Origin of the sequence: Taibaiella lutea (assembly GCF_008629695.1) — a bacterium.
GTDB lineage: Bacteria > Bacteroidota > Bacteroidia > Chitinophagales > Chitinophagaceae > Taibaiella > Taibaiella lutea.
The window spans coordinates 503,373-523,681 of record NZ_VWSH01000004.1; the positions used below are offsets into that span (position 1 = coordinate 503,373).

General features: G+C 38.7%; 19 protein-coding genes and 1 tRNA gene. 3 read left to right on the top strand and 17 right to left on the bottom strand.

What is annotated here, in order from left to right:
* Positions 1-4: 4 nt before the first annotated feature.
* Positions 5-1,537 carry an FAD-dependent monooxygenase gene (locus F0919_RS17090; RefSeq protein ID WP_150034001.1) on the top strand — a complete coding sequence of 511 codons (1,533 nt, stop codon included), beginning with the start codon at positions 5-7 and terminating at the stop codon, positions 1,535-1,537.
* A 258-nt stretch (positions 1,538-1,795) separates the two neighbouring features.
* Here F0919_RS17090 and F0919_RS17095 read toward each other — a convergent pair whose 3' ends face one another.
* From F0919_RS17095 to F0919_RS17125, 7 genes are all read right to left on the bottom strand, one after another.
* A complete protein-coding gene (locus F0919_RS17095) occupies positions 1,796-4,543 on the bottom strand; it encodes a carboxypeptidase regulatory-like domain-containing protein (protein WP_150034002.1) in 2,748 nt (915 codons plus the stop codon).
* 97 nt (positions 4,544-4,640) lie between these two features.
* Complete coding sequence (locus tag F0919_RS17100) at positions 4,641-5,744, bottom strand: hypothetical protein (RefSeq protein WP_150034003.1); 1,104 nt, start codon at positions 5,742-5,744, stop codon at positions 4,641-4,643.
* Between the two features lie 20 nt (positions 5,745-5,764).
* Positions 5,765-6,571: a fimbrial biogenesis chaperone gene (locus F0919_RS17105; RefSeq protein WP_150034004.1), complete on the bottom strand. Its 807-nt coding sequence runs from the start codon at positions 6,569-6,571 to the stop codon at positions 5,765-5,767.
* A gap of 92 nt (positions 6,572-6,663) precedes the next feature.
* Positions 6,664-7,176: a hypothetical protein gene (locus tag F0919_RS17110; protein WP_150034005.1), complete on the bottom strand. Its 513-nt coding sequence runs from the start codon at positions 7,174-7,176 to the stop codon at positions 6,664-6,666.
* Between the two features lie 368 nt (positions 7,177-7,544).
* Positions 7,545-8,135 carry a hypothetical protein gene (locus F0919_RS17115; protein ID WP_150034006.1) on the bottom strand — a complete coding sequence of 197 codons (591 nt, stop codon included), beginning with the start codon at positions 8,133-8,135 and terminating at the stop codon, positions 7,545-7,547.
* Between the two features lie 712 nt (positions 8,136-8,847).
* Entirely contained in the window at positions 8,848-9,423 is a 576-nt protein-coding gene (locus F0919_RS17120; protein WP_150034007.1) for a hypothetical protein, read from the bottom strand.
* A 371-nt stretch (positions 9,424-9,794) separates the two neighbouring features.
* Complete coding sequence (locus F0919_RS17125; RefSeq protein ID WP_150034008.1) at positions 9,795-10,370, bottom strand: hypothetical protein; 576 nt, start codon at positions 10,368-10,370, stop codon at positions 9,795-9,797.
* A 380-nt stretch (positions 10,371-10,750) separates the two neighbouring features.
* Here F0919_RS17125 and F0919_RS17130 point away from each other — a divergent pair, with 380 nt between their 5' ends.
* Positions 10,751-11,740, top strand: coding sequence for an LLM class flavin-dependent oxidoreductase (locus F0919_RS17130; RefSeq protein ID WP_150034009.1), 990 nt, complete (start codon positions 10,751-10,753; stop codon positions 11,738-11,740).
* A gap of 70 nt (positions 11,741-11,810) precedes the next feature.
* Here F0919_RS17130 and gap read toward each other — a convergent pair whose 3' ends face one another.
* Entirely contained in the window at positions 11,811-12,821 is a 1,011-nt protein-coding gene (gene gap, locus F0919_RS17135; RefSeq protein ID WP_150034010.1) for a type I glyceraldehyde-3-phosphate dehydrogenase, read from the bottom strand.
* 175 nt (positions 12,822-12,996) lie between these two features.
* On the opposite strand from gap, the gene F0919_RS17140 reads away from it, so the two are divergent.
* Positions 12,997-13,068 (top strand) — tRNA-Glu (locus F0919_RS17140).
* A 168-nt stretch (positions 13,069-13,236) separates the two neighbouring features.
* Here F0919_RS17140 and F0919_RS17145 read toward each other — a convergent pair.
* The 9 genes from F0919_RS17145 to F0919_RS17185 form a co-directional block, all read right to left on the bottom strand.
* Entirely contained in the window at positions 13,237-13,665 is a 429-nt protein-coding gene (locus F0919_RS17145; protein WP_150034011.1) for a VOC family protein, read from the bottom strand.
* 39 nt (positions 13,666-13,704) lie between these two features.
* On the bottom strand, positions 13,705-14,205 hold the full coding sequence (locus tag F0919_RS17150) for an SRPBCC family protein (protein ID WP_150034012.1): 501 nt from the start codon (positions 14,203-14,205) through the stop codon (positions 13,705-13,707).
* Complete coding sequence (locus tag F0919_RS17155) at positions 14,205-14,522, bottom strand: ArsR/SmtB family transcription factor (RefSeq protein ID WP_150034013.1); 318 nt, start codon at positions 14,520-14,522, stop codon at positions 14,205-14,207. The genes F0919_RS17150 and F0919_RS17155 overlap by 1 nt, the downstream gene beginning before the upstream one ends.
* A gap of 270 nt (positions 14,523-14,792) precedes the next feature.
* Complete coding sequence (locus F0919_RS17160; RefSeq protein WP_150034014.1) at positions 14,793-15,893, bottom strand: metallophosphoesterase family protein; 1,101 nt, start codon at positions 15,891-15,893, stop codon at positions 14,793-14,795.
* Positions 15,894-16,447: 554 nt separating this feature from the next.
* The gene (locus F0919_RS17165) at positions 16,448-17,515 is read right to left on the bottom strand and encodes a hypothetical protein (RefSeq protein WP_150034015.1); all 1,068 of its coding nucleotides are present in this window, start codon (positions 17,513-17,515) and stop codon (positions 16,448-16,450) included.
* Between the two features lie 165 nt (positions 17,516-17,680).
* Positions 17,681-18,538 (bottom strand): class I SAM-dependent methyltransferase, encoded by an 858-nt coding sequence (locus tag F0919_RS17170; RefSeq protein WP_150034016.1) that lies wholly within the window; start codon positions 18,536-18,538, stop codon positions 17,681-17,683.
* 22 nt (positions 18,539-18,560) lie between these two features.
* On the bottom strand, positions 18,561-19,127 hold the full coding sequence (locus tag F0919_RS17175; protein WP_150034017.1) for a DUF4256 domain-containing protein: 567 nt from the start codon (positions 19,125-19,127) through the stop codon (positions 18,561-18,563).
* 16 nt (positions 19,128-19,143) lie between these two features.
* Positions 19,144-19,581, bottom strand: coding sequence for a GNAT family N-acetyltransferase (locus F0919_RS17180; RefSeq protein ID WP_150034018.1), 438 nt, complete (start codon positions 19,579-19,581; stop codon positions 19,144-19,146).
* A 140-nt stretch (positions 19,582-19,721) separates the two neighbouring features.
* Positions 19,722-20,300, bottom strand: a complete 579-nt coding sequence (locus F0919_RS17185) for a YdeI/OmpD-associated family protein (protein ID WP_150034019.1) — start codon at positions 20,298-20,300, stop codon at positions 19,722-19,724.
* Positions 20,301-20,309 lie beyond the last annotated feature (9 nt).

Here is a 20,309-nt window from a genome sequence, read left to right on the forward strand (position 1 = left end):
ACTGATGGAACATTCATCAATCCATAAAACGCAGGTAGTGATAGCAGGTGCTGGGCCTACGGGCTTGAGCCTGGCTGCCCAGCTAATAAGGCACAATATTGATTTTATAATACTTGAAAGGAATGAAGCGACCACTCATCTATCCAAAGCGGTAGTGGTACAGGCGCGTAGCCTTGAAATATTTGAGGAGCTTGGCATTATTGAAGAAGCTATGAAACTAGGCCGTGAAACGACCGGCATGAATCTATTCTATAAAGGCAAACGCAAAGCGGCCATAGACCTCAAGGATCTGGGCGAAGGCGTGAGCAGGTTTCCTTTTGCACTTTCGCTTGAACAAAGTAAAACTGAACATCTCTTGGCAGCATATCTTTCTCAGAAAGGAAAACAGGTGCAATGGAAATCGGAAGTGATATATTTTGACCAGCAAGCAGACAAGGTGCTGGTTTATTATAAAGATAGCAGCGGCAGAGCACAAGAAATAGAGGCTGATTATCTGGTGGGTTGTGACGGCGCAGGCAGTGTAGTACGGCATCAGCTGAACCTCACATTTTCGGGAAGTACAAAACCCAAATTGTTTTATGTAGCGGATGTAGTGCTTTCCAGTACGGTAATTAATGAAGATAACCTGTACATGTATATGATAAAGAAGGGGTTTGTACTTTTTTTTCCGATGGAAGGTGCGGGACATTATCGTATTGTGGGTATTGTACCGGAACATCAGCAGACTAAAGCCGAATATACTTTTGAAGACATAAAGCCGCTTATTACGAAAGAAATCGTTTCTCCGATAGAGTTTACGGAACTAAGATGGTTTTCAACTTATAAAGTGCACAGCCGCATGGCAGATGCTTTTATGGACAAACGATGCTTTGTGGCGGGAGATGCGGCACATATTCATACGCCTGCAGGCGGACAGGGCATGAACACTGGGATACAAGATGCTTACAATTTAGCATGGAAAATTGCTTACACATTAACAGGTGAGGTAAATGACAATGTATTAAAAACCTATAATACCGAACGCTGCGGGAATGCAAAACATCTGCTGCAAACCACCGACAGGATGTTTGATGTGATATCGGGCGTTAATCCTTTCTGGAACACCATCAGGCTTGCTTTCTTTCCCTTGTTCCTTTCCGTACTTTCAAAAAGCAGGTTTATAAAACAGCGGATTTTTCCATTGCTATCACAAACAGGCATTGCTTATCCTGAAAGTTACCTGACTTTAGAAAGCGCTGTCGAAAAAGTAAGGGCCGGCGACCGGATGCATTACTTTGTGTTTGCCGATGGCAAACACATATTCAGTTATCTGACAGAGCCCGTTTTCAAATTACTGTTTTTCGGGAAAAAAGATATTCAGAATCCATTGAAAGATGCTCCTATCAAAATGACATTTCATGCCTTCAATGAAATTCCTGCCACGCTTTTTGGAAACAATACTGAATTTTATATCTTATTACGCCCGGACAATCACATTTCATATATCGGGAAGGATATAGATGCCTGCAGGAAAATGACAGAGAAAATAAGCAATTGAAATCAGCGGTAAAAACTCAACGTCATTAATCTAAGCTTCAAAGCTTTGCTATCCTGAACTGCTTTTTTCTTTTACAGACCTTAATGCTATGTGCCTATCCCGCCAGGCGGGATAAGTCGTGTTTAATTAAACCACATAGATACATAGACAACCAGTGTCAGATAAAGATTGTGTTGAAAGAATAAGATAGAAAACAAGTTTTAAACATAGTCAATCCTTAAGGTAATGGCATTGGTAAAAACTTATTAGAGTAAGCCGCTACTTCTGCTTACCGAACTTCTTGATTTCCACCTTTCGCTGCTTGACCTTGAGGATAAAGTCAACACCATTTATGATTTTGCCAGATTCAACCTGAAGCGGTTGCACATTATTGTTTTTCAACAGCAATTCAACCTGATTGGGAAGATTTTCAACATTAATCGTATAAGTACCTACAGGCAGATAAAGATTATAATCACCATTTTCGTCTGTTTTGGTTTCAAATCTTTGTCCGTCTTTATTTGTTGCTACTATACTTTGCCAGGCTTTATCCTTTGTCATCGAAATACTGTAGGTAGAATCAAACTGATAATTAATATTTCCATGCACGGTACCCGTCTGGCTTAATGCTATGTAGAAAGATTTGCTTTCTTTTTCTTTAAGCGGAATAAACAAATCGTGGCCGTACCATCCGTTTTGGGTAGGCATAAAAACCGAATAATTGCCGGGAGGTAGCTTGTTGTACGTTAGTTTCCCGTCTCCACCCGACATCATAATAGCCTTGCCGATGTGTACGACAATACCGGAAGCCAGGGAATCGCCTTTATCGTAATTGCCGTTCATATTCAGATCGTAGAATAAGAACAATTCAATCTTGCCTTTATTGATATTTTTTCCGGGCTGGCTTTCAGGCAGATAATAATTGACACCAAATTGAATATTCCTGTAATAATGCGAATTACCATAAATATTATACTGCACGTTTGAATAGAATGCCATCGGCCCCAGATTAAACAGCAGGTTAAAGTTCATCAGAAAGCTTTTGGAATAATAATCTTTGTTATAAGCAATGCCGCCATCTACTCTTAAAGCCCTATTGAAAAGAAAAGCAGTCATGGAAGGCGCAATATTTAGCCTGAATGAATTGTAAGTGGCAAAATGCTCCTGAAAGGCTTCTCCCAGATAAAAGTTGCCCTGCTGAAGGTTGCCGGTCAGCCTGAAACTCCTGTAGCTGTAAGAGAGCATACTTCTGAATTGCATTTTCTTCTCATTGCTGAATCCTGTTTTATAAAGGCCGACATCTGTTTTTAAGAAAAGATTTTGCTGCATTTTCACGGGGTTGAAAGTAATAAGCGCAGACATACGCTCTGCGGTCATTGTTCCTTCCTGAATAACATTGTTATAAAACCAGTTGCCTCTTTCGGTATAATATTCAGGTGTAAGTGAAAAGCCGAATGCACCCATTGTCAATCCATAAGTAAGATCAAGTGTGGTATTGGTGTTTTCACTGTTTATCAGGTTAGCCTGATTCAAGTATTTTGGTGATGCATTTGAATAAACAACAGAAGTGCTGATGGTAGATTTATCAAGACGTAAAAAGGCTGCTTCATTTAAATATAAAGTACCCCGCCTTGTACCCGGATAATAGGCTGTTGCATAAGAGTTGTTACCTGTAAGATTCAGCTTTTTAAAGAAATAAGCGTAGTAATTGAATGCACCAGACATGGACTTGTACGACAGGTTATTGCCAATGGTAGAAGTACTGTTGGCTACAGCAGCTTTCGCATCAGCAGAAAAATGCTCGCTTGATTTCCAGGAAAGATTGCTTACTACCAGATCATTATTAATGTTTGCAGCTTCATCCACATCATGCGTGAAAGAGGTAAAACTGGTAAGGGTCTGTTTTTCATATTTATAACCCGCCCATGCGGACCTGCCGTAACTTGTCTGCCCGTCGCTGGAATAAATATTGACAGACTTGTCCATATAACCTGCCACTACCTTGTTATGATGCGCTGAATCTGCATAGGCAAAAACTTCTGCGCCTGTACCGGCAAAGCTGATTTCGCCTCCCTGCGTAATATTACCTACACGCATACCTACGCGCTTATAGGTCAAATCCAAGTTGGTGCCGTTGATAGTAAGGGTTTTGACACCTTCCTTATATTTCATCAGGTTAAAGTTATACCCTACTGTTCCATCTTTAATATCATAAAACCCTCTGGCACGTATATTATAGGTTTCACCCGCATCAAAAGCATTCTGGACACCCAACGAAATAACGTTATTGTGCATGCTGTTTTCGTTCAGGTTCTGGTCAAAGCTTCTTTTGCTTGACAAATCCTGAAAAGTAATCAGGTTGGTCGCAAATATATTACCGTCATCATAAATGCCGTTAATGGTCACGTTCATATAGCCGAGCTTCGACATATTGCGCGAAACTTTCCGTTGAAAAACAATTACGGTATCTTTAAAAGGCTCGAGCCTGAAATAAATGGAACGGTTGGTTTTATCTTTCAAAACAGATGGAAAAGCAATTACAATTATACCTCCTTCCGTAACGTTACCACGGTTATTTATCCTGATAGGGATATTCAGGTAAGAGCCCACTCTCGGAAGTACCATGTCTTCGTTATCAATACTTGCGGTAAGGAGCCTGCTGGGTGCAAGAATAAGCTTGAGTGTAATGGTATCAATTGTAATCTGATTCGGAGTACGCAAAGCTATACCTACATATATATTGCCTTCCTGCGTACCCTGGTTGACATAAATTTTAGATGGAACGTAAATCTCCTGACCTGCCTGCAGGTTAACGGGAACACTGTCTTTTGTTGCTACTTTTGCACCTTTGGCGCTGTGCAGATAAAGATATCCTTTAAAGGGTTGCGTATCCGAATTTTTAACATGGACAGTAATATCTTTAAGATCTTTATTATCAACTTTCAGTGTTGTTTCGGAAATGCTTATTGCTATTTTTTTTGAATCAAGAGAATCCTGGGTATAGCCATAAACAACATGCAGCATCATAAAAAATAAGATGCAGATGGGTTTGATGCTGAATTTCCTCTTCTTAAAAATCGATAACATGGTGCCGGGCGCCGTAAAATTAAAAGGTTTATAGGACTCAGAGCGGATTCATTATGAATGTGACCTGAGTGGTATAGACCCCCGACTCTATGCCTATAAATGCCGATTGGTTGGAATTATATTTCGTGCTGTAGTTCAGATTATAATAATTAACACGCCCTTCTGAGCCTAAATTGGTTATAAGCGTTTGCTGGCTGCTGCTCAGGTTTACAGGAGTATAGGTAGAAGTCGATATTACCGTACTGCCCTGGGTCGGCGTTAGTTTTAAAGTATTGACAGGAATGGTGGTTAAAGCACCCGACTTGCTGAAATAATTTGCAGCAGCCTGCACCTTGATTTCATAACGGCCGTCATTGGAAGACACTTTTAATCCATCGCTGACGGTTGCTTCGACACCCTGGGAAAAAGACAGGTCGGAAGAAAAACCAAGTGATACGTTACCGCTGCCGTTCTGTAATTGTATCAGATTAGGGTATTGCGGCACGTTTACGGGAATACTGTTGTACTGAGGCCATATACCTAATTGCAGGTTGAGGTCATATTGGCTCAACAGGGTATTGCTCTGGTTATATAGCCTGACTCTTAGTACAACGGAGTAATTATCTCTGTGCAACAAAAGCATCTGACGGTTTCCCAACAAAACAAAATCATAAGCCATACTGAAATAATCACTTGCTACCATTGCATAATTAGATTGCTGTACCAGTGTCAGTTCAGATCCTGAAAGCGGAATAGTGGAAGAAACGGCACCTATCAGATTAGTAGAATTACCATTGCTCCATGAGCTTTGTGAATTGCCGGGATTGAATTTTACTCCGAAATATTTTATGGGCCAGTTGGGTGCAGGACCAAACTGGGCAACTTCGCTCGATGTCTGTGCGGGAATCAGATAAGCTGTTAATGGCTGGATAGTCATTTTCCAGTTGGGCAATACCGCTCCGCCGCCATAGCAACTAATTTTGAATACTACGGGAAAGGTTGCACCATACACCAATTGGGATGTATCGCTTATGGTTACGTAATTTTGGGTATTTGCCTGAACAGATTGTGCAGTAGCGGCCTTCTCAAAGCCTGCTAAAAGTAAAAGGCAAAGAAATGGCTTATAAAAACACACATTATAAAGAGATTTTCTATGAGCCATTTCTTCAAAAAATTTTAATATCAATAATCAAAGTCTATCTCAGCAATTTTTAGCTCATCACTTTGACCATAGTTAATAATAGCGGTTGTAGTATATTTTCCTTTTTCCATTCCTTTCGGAAGCGCCGTATCATAAATTCTTTTATCGCCGGGTAGTGTATAAAACTCAACAGGGTCCAGTTTGTACTTTTTACCGGTTCCTTTGTTCAGAAATTCAAATTTGATAGTGCCGCTTGTCCAAAGCTGACCGGTATTATCAAAATTCAATCTCAACCCTTTTACTGCACCATTTTCATCTTTAGTTTCAAGATTGGAAATTTCCAGCTCAGGTATTGCTCCTACTTTAGATGAATAGTAAATTTTTATACCCATCCTTACAGTTACCTTGATAGCAGCGCCGTTTTCATTTTTACCATCACCCGGATTTAACTGAGTAAGATATAGCATTGCTGTCCTTACAGGAATATTTGCATCTTCCGGAACGCCGGCTGTAGAAATAATCACATTTTTTGATTCACCGGGGGCTAAGGTGAAAAATGCAGATGGAAGAATTTTAATATATTTTGCACAGGAGTTATCTAATTCGCCTGCGGTATATATCACATTGTTTCCCAAAGAGTCATATTTCCAGTCATTGAGCGTAATACCAACCTCAAGATTTTTGTCACTGCTCGGATTAACAACTGTTATTGTTTGTTCCGATTTATTTCCCGGGCTAAAAAACAATCTGCTTGGAGATGCAGTTATACCCGCCTGAGCAAAAACGTCTGCCGTCGAAAAAAACAGGGTCACCAATAGAATACTTATTCTAAACAGGATACTTTTCATAAATTTTGGCTTATTGAGAATGGTAAATTTCACGAAAAATAAATAAAAAAAACAACTTTTCATAGAATTAGAAAAAGTTCAATCTATTTTTCTTACTCCACCTCAATGGTATAAACAACAGTCCCGTCTAAATTCCCGTTATGTACGTCCTGGTTACTCAAGCCGGAGGCATAATATTCTATTTCAAAAGAATTATTAAGAGCACCGGAAGTCTGGGCGTGAATGAGGTCCTTCGGCTTGTTCAAAGTCAGGTTAACATCCTTTTCAAATCTGTAATCCGAAGGACTGTAAGAACTGTGTGCAATAGCTCCTGAACTTACATACACCGACGAAGCAGGAATTTCCGGACCGTCAATATCGTGAAAATCATCTCTTGCGCTTACTTTCAATACAAATTTACCGAGGCTGAAAACATTTACCTGGTTAATCCGTCCAATCTGAACATTATTGTTATTATCAATATTGTCCGAAATATTATGGGGAGAAGTACTCGTATCAGGATTGATAACTAAACTTTGCATGGAAGAAACAAAAACCGTAATGTTAGTTTTACTTTCATTTATCTGAGCAAATAATAAACGGGGCAATATTATTATTGCCGTCATTATTATTATTTGGAAAAATAAACGCTTTTTCATTGAAAGAGATGCTAAAACTATTATTGGCAGGTTATTTGTTAATGCTATGACAAATGTATGCTGTTTCTGATAAAGACATACCTATAATATATGAACAAAAGAAAACCGGAAGATGGTTCAGGAAAATGTAATGATGCATTTAAAGTAAGATAACATCGCTGTAACTCCGAATTGAAATTCAAATCTACGCTTCAAGCCAACTTACAGTAAATACATCATTTCATTTAATAAAGCCTGAAAAGCTGTATTAAGAATCCTTTTTGCAAAAAATGCTCACGATATCTTTATACCGCAAGCATTTTTTTTTATAAAGAGCTTGAAAATTAAACCGCGGCTTAGTTAGCTTCGATTGTATAAACCATAGTGTTTGTAAAAGAACCTACAGCCAAGTTAACAACATCTGTAAAACTACTTAATAAATAAGCTACGTTGAAAGTTGTACCTCTTGTACCGCCTGTTGCAGCAGGAGAAGCGACAAGCTCTGTAAGCTCACTGCCACCATCAGCAAAAGTTCTGAATGAATTATTAGGGGTTGCAGCAGTTTCTCCTGATGAAGCAGCCGGAGTACCATTAACCTTAATACCTAATGCTGTACCTGGAATATTTTTTCTACCTGCTCCTGTTGCAGTTGTAGTCAAATTTCCTTGAAGCGCAGCTTTAACTTTATAACCGCCTCTCGATACCACTTTAATTTGTGTTTCAACATCAGGTACGATACCTGTTGCAGTTGCAGCATTGTTATAGTCATCAGCAGTAGCAAGCGTAAATGTTGCGTGATCGCCGGAAAGGATTTCTATCGTTTTAACATCAGATACGTTTACACCGATAGTAGCAGTTTTGCTCGTATCTAAAACTCCTGGTTGCTGAGCATTAGCAACTACGGCGCCTGTAAGAACGATTGCGGATAAAATTAATAACTTTTTCATTTTTGTTGTTTTTAGTTTTGGTTAATTATTGTTAGTTGGTTAATTCTTTTTAAGACTGGGTAAATCTTGTTCTTTTTTGATAATGCAAAGATGCAACGGCTTCTACTTTGAGAAAAGTCAAATCATAACTAAAAAAGATACTTTTCATCTTACTTTATCAGTGTATTTTAGCATTTAACCAAAATACTGATAATCCCTTTTAGAAATAGTCAAATTGTACAATTGACATTACATTACGGAAAAGGTTTTCACTTGCTTACAAATTATATGAAATTGTACTTAACAAAGCATTGGCACGGCTATAACAATTCTTATTTTATAGCACCTGCTACAACATTCTGGCAACTCTTTAACTTAATATTACACGAAGAAGAATATACCATACTAAAATATGTTATGGTTTATTCTGTTTTTTTCCATATTCAGTCAGGTAAAATCTCACTTCGGGCAGGTATATATTTTTTACGGACTTAACTCCGCTTCATGTAATTAAAGCTTAAACGTTATGGTATTTTCAACTACTGTTCCATTAGATGCAATTTACATTTACCTGAATGAGCCCTGTTCCAATACTCGTAATTTGTGATTCACGTAAGTAAGCTTTGAGCTATCTATTTACAACAATGTAATTTTTTCTGATAAAAAAAATGCCTGCAAAGAATCGCAGACATTTTCTTAACTGAACCTAAAAAACCTAATTTATGAAGAATGTTTAGTTTGCTTCAATAGTATATACCACATTTGCGGTGAATGAACCCGTAGCAAGGTTAATAACACCCGGGAAGTTACCCAATTTGTAGTTAACGCTAAATGTTGTTCCTAATGTACCGCCCACATTTCCTGCACTTGCAGTTTTAATGATATCGGCAATAGTTCCGCCGCCATTTGTAAAAACGGTATTGGTACTGATAACAGTCGGAGCCGTTTCACCCGATTGGGTTGTAGCGCCAGATACGCTGATGCCTAATTTACTTCCGGGAATGGAACTTGCACCGTTTGTAGCTGTTGCGTTTGTAAGGTCATTGCTCAAAGTAGCCTTTACCTTATAAGCGCCTCTTGACACGACAGTAACATTCGTAGGCGTAGAAGCTGACAAACCGGTAGCGCCCGAAACTGCTGTGTAATCTGCAGTAGAAGCTAATGCAAACGCAGGAGCAGCGCCGGAATTAATAGTAATTGTTTTTACATCACTCACTGTAACACTAAGGTTTGCAGTTTGGGATGTTTGTGCCTGAGATACTGCTGCTCCTGAAACTATCAGTGTGGCAAGCATTAAGATCTTTTTCATTTTTTTGTTGATTTATTAATTAGTTCAATGGTTTTTGCTTGACGCAATTCTTGCTGTTGTTTGGTAATGCAAAGATGCAACTCCCTTAAACGTTATAATTGTGTGAAATGGATTAAAAAAGATAAAATTGATCTCAGTTTATCCACGAATTAATATTTTTAAACAAAAAATTGATAATCCTTTGTTTCGGTAACTTTTAAGAGCTGTATTCTCCCGAAAAATAACATAATAATCAAAAGCGGATATTTATAGATAGTAAAATAGTAGCGAAGACAATATCAAATGTTCAAATTCATATAAAAGAAAAATGCCTGCAAAAATTTGCAGACATTTTCTTATGAACCTAATTCTAAAATCACCATATTTAAAACCTAATTCGCTTCAATGGTATAAACCACATTTGCAGTAAAGGATCCTGTTGCCAGGTTAATAACACCCGGAAAATTTGCTAATTTATAATTGACATTAAAAGTAGTACCTAAAGTACCCCCGGCATTACCCGTACTCGAAGTTTTTACGATATCGGCAATAGTGCCACCGCCAACAGTGAAAACAGTATTTGCACTTATGACTGTCGGAGCTGTTTCACCCGATTGTGTTGTTGCTCCAGATACGCTGATACCTAATTTGTTTCCCGGGATAGTTCCTGCTCCGTTAGTAGCGGTAGCATTGGTAAGATCGCCGCTCAAAACCGCTTTTACTTTATAAGCACCTCTTGATACAACAGTGATATTTGTTGCAGTACTTGCTGCTAATCCTGTAGCACCTGAAACTGCAGTAAAATTTGCTGCTGAGTTGATTGCAAAACCGGGGGCAGCGCCTGAATTAATAGTAATGGTTTTAATATCACTTACAGTGACGCTTATATTTGCGGTCTGTGAAGTCTGAGCATTAGATGCAGCAACACCCGAGACTAAAAGCGTGGCAAGCATTAATAACTTTCTCATTTATTATTGATTGATTGGTTCGGTTAAAATTTACTGGTACTCTTGCGTTTGTTGTTCGATGCAAAGATGCAACCACTATTTAACTAACAGAAGATAATAAAGGCCAAAAAAGGATATATTTCAACTCAGTTTAAAAGCTGATAAGTAGATTTAAACGAAAAACTGATATTTGGCTGTTTGGCATGAAGTTTTAGTTAAAGAAATTACAATGCTTTTTACCGAAATCGGATATTATGGAAATGAAGTAGGAATTTAAATGCATGAATATTCTTACAGCTTTTTAATAAGGCAATTTCTTTATCCTGTAATAGAGTAAAAGTAATTTTGGCGCGCTGTCGCCGTACTATATTTGTATCTTATTAAAATAAGAAAATCAGATAATGGGAAAAATAAAATTGTCGGCATTAGACCTTTCGGTTGTAACAGCAGGCGGAAATTATCAGAGTGCTATAGAAAGAACGGTGGAAGTGGCCCAACATATTGAAAAACTGGGTTTTCAACGTTTATGGCTTGCCGAGCACCATAATATGCAACACATTGCAAGCTCTGCTACAGCGGTCATGATTGGACATGTTGCGGGGAAAACAAATTCTTTACGAATTGGTTCCGGTGGCATTATGCTGCCAAATCACGCACCATTGGCAATTGCTGAGCAATTCGGCACATTGGAAACAATGTACCCCAACCGGATTGAGCTTGGATTAGGCCGTGCACCAGGTACAGACCCGGCTGCAGCAATGGCATTGCGCAAAAATTTCGCTAATAAGCCCTACGATTTTGCACCAAATATACTGGAGCTTCAAAGTTATTTTCAGAATACAAATGAAAAAACACTTGTAAGGGCTTTTCCGGGAGAAGGCGCCAATGTGCCGATATGGATTTTAGGTTCAAGCACAGACAGTGCCTATGTAGCTGCGGCCTTTGGCCTACCCTATGCTTTTGCATCTCATTTTGCACCTACCGATTTAATGACTGCCATTTCAATATACAGAAAAAACTTCAAGCCTTCCAAACAGTTGCAACAGCCTTACGTAATGCCATGTATCAATGTAATTGCTGCCGATACGGATAAAGAAGCCAACAGACTGGCAACAAGCATTTACCAGATGTTTCTCGGAATCATAACCAATAACAGAAGACCATTGCAACCTCCTGTCGATTCTATGGATGGCTTATGGGATTTACAGGCACAGGCTACAGTGGCACAAATGACAAAATACACTTTTGCCGGAAGCAAAGAAACCTTGCGTCAAAGATTAAGTGCTTTTCTTGAAGATACGCAAGCCAATGAATTAATGATAAACACCAATGTGTTTGATCTGGATGCCAGATTACATTCGTTCAGTATCCTGAATGAGGTATTTGAATAATTCAATTATACAAATAATAATAAAGGGCTTCCGATGGAAGCCCTTTATTATTATAATCAGGTGTTGAATCTTATTTAATGATACCTGCAAAGTATTTAACGGTACGAACTAACTGAGAAACATAGCTCATTTCGTTATCGTACCAGCTAACTGTTTTAACCAATTGGTAATCGCCGACAGTTACAACTTTAGTTTGTGTAGCATCGAACAAAGAACCGAAATGTGTACCGATAATATCGCTTGATACGATTTCATCTTCGTTATAACCGAATGATTCGTTTGCAGCAGCTTTCATTGCAGCATTGATTTCTTCAGCTGTAACTTTTGCACCCAGAATAGTATTCAATTCTGTCAAAGAACCGGTAACGGTAGGAACACGTTGTGCGCCACCATCCAATTTACCTTTCAAATCAGGAATAACCAGACCGATTGCTTTTGCAGCACCGGTAGAGTTTGGAACAATGTTTTCCGCAGCAGCACGGGCACGACGCAAATCACCTTTCGCATGTGGTGCATCCAATGTATTCTGGTCATTTGTATAAGCGTGAACCGTAGTCATCTGACCTGCTTTGATTTCATATTTATCGTGCAATACTTTAGCCATTGGGGCAAGGCAGTTGGTAGTGCAGGAAGCGCAACTGATAACAGTTTCAGAACCATCAAGGATATCGTGGTTTACATTGAAAACAACTGTTTTCAAATCGCCTGTAGCCGGTGCGGAAATTACAACACGTTTTGCCCCGGCAGTAATATGTGCTTTTGCTTTTTCAGCATCAGTAAAGAAACCTGTACATTCCAAAACCACATCTACTTCATGCTGACCCCATGGAATCTGAGCAGGATCACGCTGAGCATAGATTTTAATTTCATGACCATTAACAGTAATAGCATTTTCAGAATGACTTACTTGTTGGTCAAAACGGCCTTGGGCAGTATCATATTTAAGAAGGTGTGCTAAAACTTTTGGTTCAGTAAGATCATTGATCGCTACAACATCAATACCTTCCATATTGAAGATCTGACGAAATGCAAGGCGGCCAATGCGCCCGAAACCATTAATGGCAACTTTAACTTTACTCATGATTATTTGTTGGATTTTTGCTTGTTAATAAAAAATCGGTGCAAAGGTACTTCCAACCTTATGAATTTCCAATTATTGCTTAACTCTAAAATGGTGTAAATTTATTTTTATTTTTTTCTTACCTTTTTTTGGAAAATAAATCAAGAGGTTCTACCTTTGCACTCCCAAAGTAAACGGCGCGTTGGTCAAGGGGTTAAGACGCCTCCCTTTCACGGAGGAATCACGGGTTCGATTCCCGTACGTGCTACAAGAAACATTACCAAAAGCTTTAAAAAAACCTGCAAATCTTGGATTTGCAGGTTTTTTTATTTTAGCCAGATAGTCAAGCTTTTCAATAATGCGTAAAGTTTAATTGTGTCTTTTATAGCGTCCTTAAAATTTTCAAAGCACGAGCTGTTGACTGCTGTTATGATTTTTAATAATTGGGGTCAAATTCCACGATCCATTCAATACCATATTTGTCACGGAACATTCCGGCGTAAGTTCTCCAGGGGCTGTCGCCAATCGGCCCTTCAATATCGCCGTTAGCTGATAATCCGTTAAATATTCTGTCCGCTTCTTCGCGGCTTTCAGCATTAACGACTATTTTTGATCTGTTTTCGTTTTCGTTTACACGCCCCATAAATTCGGGAACATCATTAGCTAATAATACATTGTGCTTGCCAAGCGGTAAAGCAATGTGCATTATTTTATTTGCTTCGTTTTCCGGTACCTGAAATTCATCGCTCGCCAAGTCCTTAAAGCGAACGATCTTCGTAAACTCGCCGCCAAAAACTGATTTGTAAAAAGTAAATGCTTCTTCAGCATTTCCGTTGAAGTTGATCCAGGGATTAATTGCTTTCATAATTTTTTTTAAATTTTAATGTGAGTGTGAATTTTCTTTTTATGATTTCTGTGATAAAGAGGTCAACAATTCTTCCAGATTTTTTAAAGTAATGGTGAATCCTATTTTGAAGCCCTCCAATAATCTTTCCAAACGCTCAAACGATTCATTGAAAATAATGATGTGTACTTTGGTTTTGCCATTTTGTTCGCTGAAATTGTAATCCCATTCAGAACCAGGCAATTCGCGGTTTTCATCTTTATCTGAAAACGCGTTGTACATCTTAAAATTGGTTTTCGGGGTAATAGATGTAAATTCCTGAACCGACCACCGCTCCTGCCCGTCGGGGCTTATCATCGCGTAAAATCGCCGCCCTCCCACTTCAAAATTCATATACTTTGTTTTGGCGCGCATAGGTGCAGGTGCACCCCATTGATCCAGTAGCTCGGCTTTAGTAAAGGCATCCCATACCAAGGATTGCCCGGCGTTAAATTCCCTGGTTATGTAAACCGTTTTGGTGGTTTTGTCAACGTTAAAATCAAATAACAGATCGTTGTTCATTATTTCTGTGTTTTAATTGTGGTTAATAATTGGTCGAGTTGGTTAAATTGATTTTCCCAGTTTTGCCTGAACTGTGCCAGCCAATGATCAAATTCCTGCATCTTTTTGGCATTAAAGTGATAGTAGATCTCCCTTCCGCTATGCTCAGGTTTAATTAATTCGCATTCGTGCAATACTTTAATATGTTTTGATACCGCCTGACGGGTCATATCAAATTTTTCCGCCATTGCATTTGGGGTCAACGCCTGAATTGCCAGTAACGTTAAAATGGCCCTGCGGGTCGGATCGGCTATGGCTTGAAATATGTCTTGTTTCATTTCTAATTATCAATTGAGCAACTCTCAGGTTGCAAATATATACGCAACTTTTGAGTTGCGCAAATTTATTGCAATTATTTTTCACAATAGTGAACTGGAAGAAAGTAGGATGTGAGTTACATTAGTGTAAAAACAGGAAAGGTTTGAGGACTTTTTCGGACGAAAGGGATTGCCGAAACAAATTATTCCTGAATTTTTAGATTATTGTTTTGACCATTTTGGATTTAAGAGAATATTTCTAAGGACGCACCAGTCAAACAAATCAACCAACTAATCGGCCTTGATGACAGATCCTCCTGCAAAGCCGTCGTCCCAGATAATTTTATGACCATTTGACATCGCCTGGCCGCTATTTGCTGAATAATGCTGGACGAAGGCTACTCCTTTGGGGTTATTTTCTTTAAAGTTCAACAGAAAATCGAAGTTAAAATCTTTGAAGCTGAAAGAATCCCATACGCGATAGGAAGCATTTGTGAAATAGGTTTTTACTTCATTTATGGTTTTATCCGGTACATTATAGTCTACAATCTGATATGCGGGATTATTTCCATTTCTCGTGTTCAGACCGGGAGCGATATCAATGTAAGAAATTATAGTTTTGTTATGCGTGATCAGCCTGTAATCGTTCATATGTGTATGCCCGGCCAGTTGAAATTTGATAATCGGGGCATATTTCTTTATTGTATCAATGTACATTTCCTGGATAGCTTGATGCCAGGACTGACTGTTATTATACCTGTCGATACCGGGAGGGACATGATATACGATCCAAACCTTCCGGTTTGTCTGGAGGGCATTTTGTAATGCCGCTCCCAACCAGCATAGTTCTTGTTTTGCCGCAGAGTCCTGTCCGTGCACAAAAGAAGCAAAAAGCAAAGTATTAAGCACAATGACCGACAGATCGTCTTTGGTGTATTGATAATAACCTCCTTTTTTAAAGGTTTTGTATATGCTACTGTCTTTGTCGATCCTCTTTAACGCTGACCCATAAAACACTTCGTAGGTCATATCATCCGGTGTATTATGAGCCATACAATCATTATTTCCCAAAGCAGGTAAAATAATAGCGTCTTTATCCAGGTTTTGCACATGTTCAATTACGTATTCAAGTGTTTTTTTCATACTGGCAGTGTCATGCGCATTGCCGTGTGGCATAAGATCGCCCGGCATAATGATAAAGGGAAATTTTTGCGCTCCCACACTTTTGACAGCAGCTGTAAATAGCATGGTATCTGCGTCTTTGTCAGCCGGGTTGGCCTCTGCCGGGCTCAACTCAACATGCACGTCCGATAACACAAGTATCGAGTTCGTTTGGCAGAGGCTCTGCAACGACGGCACTATTAAAAGCAGGAGGAAAGCTAACTTTTTCATTTCTAACTGAATTTGTGATTAAGTGTTTACAGGCAAGGGGAGCACTAAGTTACCTAAAATTGTATGTGATATCAATGGATAAGATAATATTATTCATAACTTAATGAGGATACAGAATTACTAAAGAAGAAACTCATTTAAGGATATACTTTTCCGTAAACTTTTGAATCGAAAATTTCAATCCAGCGGATAATAATCTTATTATTGTTTCATTAGGAAATACAATGTTTTCGGGCAAAATATTGATGGCTTCTTTACTTATATTCTATATATAATGATGGATTTTATCCATCGCTATTCTAATTCGCCCTTTCCCAGTTGCTTTTTCAGCCAGATCATATATTGTTCCGTAACACCTGTATGTCGCTCCCGTAGGTTCATGTACCGATCCCGCAGGAGAATGTATCGTTTGGACAGTTTCGTGTAACATTAACGGATACGTATCCATATTTTGATTCTATTCCTATTACTGCCCTTGCGACTAATAGAAGAGGTTGCGTTTATTAATTATAATACTTGAAGAAAAATCTATGCAGGCAATGTTTTAATCGAACTCACTTTCTCGGCCTGTCTATAAAATCGTAGAAAAACCAAATGCCGGTCTGTTGTTGTAGTTGTTTTTTCGCCTCATCAATTTTGTAAGATTGCAGGTATATTTTCTGTCGGTTTTGTTCTATAATATCGATAGACTGATCGGAAACAACCCCTTTTCGTAGTTCATCAGGCAGGATATAATAATACAAGTCTTTTTTGCTGATATTACAATCATCCCATGAATTTTCGTTATGCTGATTCCATAAGGTACTGGTCACTTCAAGAATAGCATATTCCTTAGGCTGCAAATAACCGTTCAACACTGCCTGCCACAATTGCTCTTTGTATTTCCAGAATGAACATTTAGAATGGATAAAGACAGATAATGCATATTTTGATAAAAGATCATAGTCCTGTTTGTATTCATCGTCTGTTACAAATCCTATGGAACCGTATAAATCTTTCTTATGAAAATACCGGAGATTGGCTTCGTACATGGAATCAGTTGCAATACCTATAATCCGCTCGCCGGGAAACAGGCCTTTTGAAAGATATTGTTTGAAGATATATTCCCTGAAGCCGTTTTCTTCCTTAAACCATTGCTGCCGTATCAGAGAATCACGTCCGATTTTCAATTTTATACTGTCGGACTCATAACAAAACAACCATATTGTTCTTTGTGCCGCTATATCTGTTTTTTTAATGTTTTTGTCTTTGTCATACAACGCACATATTGAAGGATAGAAATCGGTTTTATTGATATAACGAAGAATGGGCGCACTACGTATCGAGCTTAATGGCAGCCCGTTTTTAAAACAAATATCAAAGTAATGAAACATAGCCATTGTATCCTTGAGATAACAGGCAATTTCAGCAGCTATGTAAGCATCTTTTACAAAAGGTTCGTCAAAAATACTGAAAGCAGAATCATAATATTTAAAGCATTCCCTATTCCCGTGATTTACGAATTCAGTTTCTGCACGATTGATAATTTCATAATAGTGATTATAGTTTCCTTTTGCATTACTTAAATGAGAAATAAAAAGTAACAGCAAGAAAATAATAAATCGAGGTTTACATTTATTCATACCTATAGCTTGTTATCGCTACATAGACGGGAAGGGAGAAAAATGAGTTTGCTTAAAAAAAGTAAGATAGTTGTTAACGGATGCTGTTCATTCACGTAGCCTGTCAGATGGGGTTTTAAAAATAAAATCGATTTATCTGGCTACCGGAAGATCTGCAAATAACATTTATGTTTTAGCCAGCAAAAACACTTCCCCACTCGCCGGTGAAAAATTGTCTGTCCTGCCTGCAAAATAAAGTGCCTCCAGATCCTTTGTCGATATAGTTCGGGCATCTTTAAATCCTGCTTCATTAGCTAACTCCAATATTTCCTCCGGTGTAAAAAAGCTTACAAATGGTGTACCAGCTTGTCTGGTACCCTTTTCCGCTATCTCCTGTAAAGGTTGATCTTCTTTGTCAAGCAAATTCATCGGCAGATAAAAAGTCATGGCAAGTGTCGAACCAGGTGCAAGTGTTGCTATTTGTTTTAAAGTCGTAATAATGGCGTCTTTTGTAAGGTACAAGCTGACACCTGTACAGACAACAACTGTCGGTTTACCCGTATCAAATCCTGCTTTCAATAATGCGGCCCACCAGGATGAAGTTTCAAAATTGACGGAAACAAAGTGCAATTGCTTTGAGATGCCAAAGCCCGTTTCAAGCAGACGATGTTGCTTCCATGTCTGCGTATCGGGTTGGTCAATCTCAAATATCTGAAGGTTAGAAGCAATATCAGGATAGCGTTGCGCAAAGGTATCAAGCCCTGCACCGAGTATAACATATTGGCTGATTCCTTTCTTATACTCTTCAATAACCAAATCTTCCGTAAAACGTGCACGCGCTACAATGGAAGCACGTAGCCGCCTGGTAAATTCCGGATGCATATCGGGACGTTGCTTCCACCCTTCATCCGGCGCTATCAATTTCAGCCCTGTTTCATCTTCAATTATATGCGGTGGGGCATCCACCTCAACATGCAATGCACGCCATAAAGCGGTCCTTACGGCCGTATTATCAGGCTGCTTCATCTCTTTATGCTGTTCCATTTCATCTTTTATTTTACTAAACCTAAACTCTTAGCATGCCACGAAAGCCTCTGGCAGCATAATAGGATTCTGCACCATTATGATACAGGAAGACGGTATCGTAACGCCTGTCACAAAAAAGAGCGCCGCCCAGTTTTCTGATATCATCAGGCGTTTGCACCCAGCTGGATGTTTTAGTATCGAATTTACCCAATTGCTGCAGGTTGCGATATTCCTCTTCTGTCAAAAGTTCTATACCCATTGCTTCTGCCATATCCATAGCGCTGTCCTTGGGTTTATGCTCTTTTCTTGAATGGTGTGCTTCACGATCATAACACAAACTTCTGCGGCCTTTAGGACTTTCTGCCGAACAATCGCAAAAAAGGTATTCGTCCTTCTTTTTATCATAACCTATAACATCGGGCTCTCCGCCGGTTATTTCCATTTCATCAAGCGACCATAGTTTTGCAGGATGTGCTTCAAGCCTGGCTTGTACTTTATTCCATTCAAGGCCTTTATGGCGACTCTTGTTTTTTTCAAAGCGGGCTTTTAATTCACTTAATAATGATGCAGCCTGTTCCTGTGACAATTTCTTTTTCGTACTGGTCATGCTTATAATTTTTAGTTCAAATAGTAAATTTATTGTGCGTCAATTTAAAGCCGAGGCTTTCATAAACATTTACATTTTCTGTCCTTCTTTTATTAGAAGTTACTTCAAGGCCTTTCAGTTGATGTTCTGCTGCATATTGCTTTACTTCATCCATTAACTGCCGGCCAATGCCTTTGCCTCTGTAATCCTTGTCAATATAAAATTCCTGTACTTCGCCAACTGTTCCGCAATGATGCAAAAGTTGCTGTATTTGTAAACTGATAAATCCGACAACTTTATTTTCTGTCTCCGCAACAATATAAAAACAGTATTTGCTTTTTAGGTTTTCTTCGTAAATCCCGGAAAAAATATCATGCTCAAATATATCATTTTCAAGTTCACAAATTAACCTGTAAACATCCGATAAGTCTGCCGGAATTGCTTTCCTGATTATAATGCCGGAATTGCTATTCATTATAGAAATGGATTTTATTGAACTGTAAATTAAGATTACTATATATTATTTAACAGGCAGATAGGGTTGCACCCTATCCTATTCTTTGTCGTCCTTGCAGGAATTTAATATTGGTCCCAACACATATATAGTTACCAAAATTAATCATCCAACCCTTTGCCGGCAAGAATTTTCGGTATGCTTTTCTCAATTCTTGATTCCCTGGTTTTGGACTGTTTCGGTTGAGAGAAATGAAAAAGATAGGCTCTTTGTCTTCCGGGTGTCAATGCTTTAAAAGCTTTCTTCAAAGCGGCATTATCATTCAGTTTGTTTTGAAACTCTTCAGGAACAGGATATTCCGAAGTCTTTTTAAGCGCTACTTTTAACCCTGCTTTTTCCACAGCAATAGCTCCGTAAATATAAGTTTTCAGAATAGCCTCCATCCTGACTATTTCCCTGTAATCGGTGAACCGTATCTGCCTTGCCGCCTGTACATTTTCCGTTTGCTGAATCAGGATACCATCGGCATCATTCAGCAAGACTCCTTTGAAAAATAAAAGCGCACAATATTCTTTGAAAACATGTATCAGGACAATATTGTTTTTGCCGAAAGTATAGCATGGACAACCCCATTTCAACTCTTCCGTCAGTCCGCAATCAAGAACAATTTTTCTTAATTGCGCTGTTTCTTCATACCACTTCTGGGTCTTATCAAAGTAAAAATCAACTTTAGGATTCATGTCATTCAT

Coding starts and splice junctions, on each gene's coding strand:
- F0919_RS17095 (WP_150034002.1), bottom strand. CDS start 4,543: ATGATGCTGCATGTTGTTTATGGCTATACCCAGGATTCTCTTGATTCA.
- F0919_RS17160 (WP_150034014.1), bottom strand. CDS start 15,893: ATGAAAAAGTTAGCTTTCCTCCTGCTTTTAATAGTGCCGTCGTTGCAG.
- F0919_RS17175 (WP_150034017.1), bottom strand. CDS start 19,127: ATGACCAGTACGAAAAAGAAATTGTCACAGGAACAGGCTGCATCATTA.
- F0919_RS17170 (WP_150034016.1), bottom strand. CDS start 18,538: ATGGAACAGCATAAAGAGATGAAGCAGCCTGATAATACGGCCGTAAGG.
- F0919_RS17125 (WP_150034008.1), bottom strand. CDS start 10,370: ATGAGAAAGTTATTAATGCTTGCCACGCTTTTAGTCTCGGGTGTTGCT.
- F0919_RS17145 (WP_150034011.1), bottom strand. CDS start 13,665: ATGAAAGCAATTAATCCCTGGATCAACTTCAACGGAAATGCTGAAGAA.
- gap (WP_150034010.1), bottom strand. CDS start 12,821: ATGAGTAAAGTTAAAGTTGCCATTAATGGTTTCGGGCGCATTGGCCGC.
- F0919_RS17185 (WP_150034019.1), bottom strand. CDS start 20,300: ATGAATCCTAAAGTTGATTTTTACTTTGATAAGACCCAGAAGTGGTAT.
- F0919_RS17180 (WP_150034018.1), bottom strand. CDS start 19,581: ATGAATAGCAATTCCGGCATTATAATCAGGAAAGCAATTCCGGCAGAC.
- F0919_RS17155 (WP_150034013.1), bottom strand. CDS start 14,522: ATGAAACAAGACATATTTCAAGCCATAGCCGATCCGACCCGCAGGGCC.
- F0919_RS17165 (WP_150034015.1), bottom strand. CDS start 17,515: ATGAATAAATGTAAACCTCGATTTATTATTTTCTTGCTGTTACTTTTT.
- F0919_RS17110 (WP_150034005.1), bottom strand. CDS start 7,176: ATGACGGCAATAATAATATTGCCCCGTTTATTATTTGCTCAGATAAAT.
- F0919_RS17130 (WP_150034009.1), top strand. CDS start 10,751: ATGGGAAAAATAAAATTGTCGGCATTAGACCTTTCGGTTGTAACAGCA.
- F0919_RS17115 (WP_150034006.1), bottom strand. CDS start 8,135: ATGAAAAAGTTATTAATTTTATCCGCAATCGTTCTTACAGGCGCCGTA.
- F0919_RS17105 (WP_150034004.1), bottom strand. CDS start 6,571: ATGAAAAGTATCCTGTTTAGAATAAGTATTCTATTGGTGACCCTGTTT.
- F0919_RS17100 (WP_150034003.1), bottom strand. CDS start 5,744: ATGGCTCATAGAAAATCTCTTTATAATGTGTGTTTTTATAAGCCATTT.
- F0919_RS17120 (WP_150034007.1), bottom strand. CDS start 9,423: ATGAAAAAGATCTTAATGCTTGCCACACTGATAGTTTCAGGAGCAGCA.
- F0919_RS17150 (WP_150034012.1), bottom strand. CDS start 14,205: ATGAACAACGATCTGTTATTTGATTTTAACGTTGACAAAACCACCAAA.
- F0919_RS17090 (WP_150034001.1), top strand. CDS start 5: ATGGAACATTCATCAATCCATAAAACGCAGGTAGTGATAGCAGGTGCT.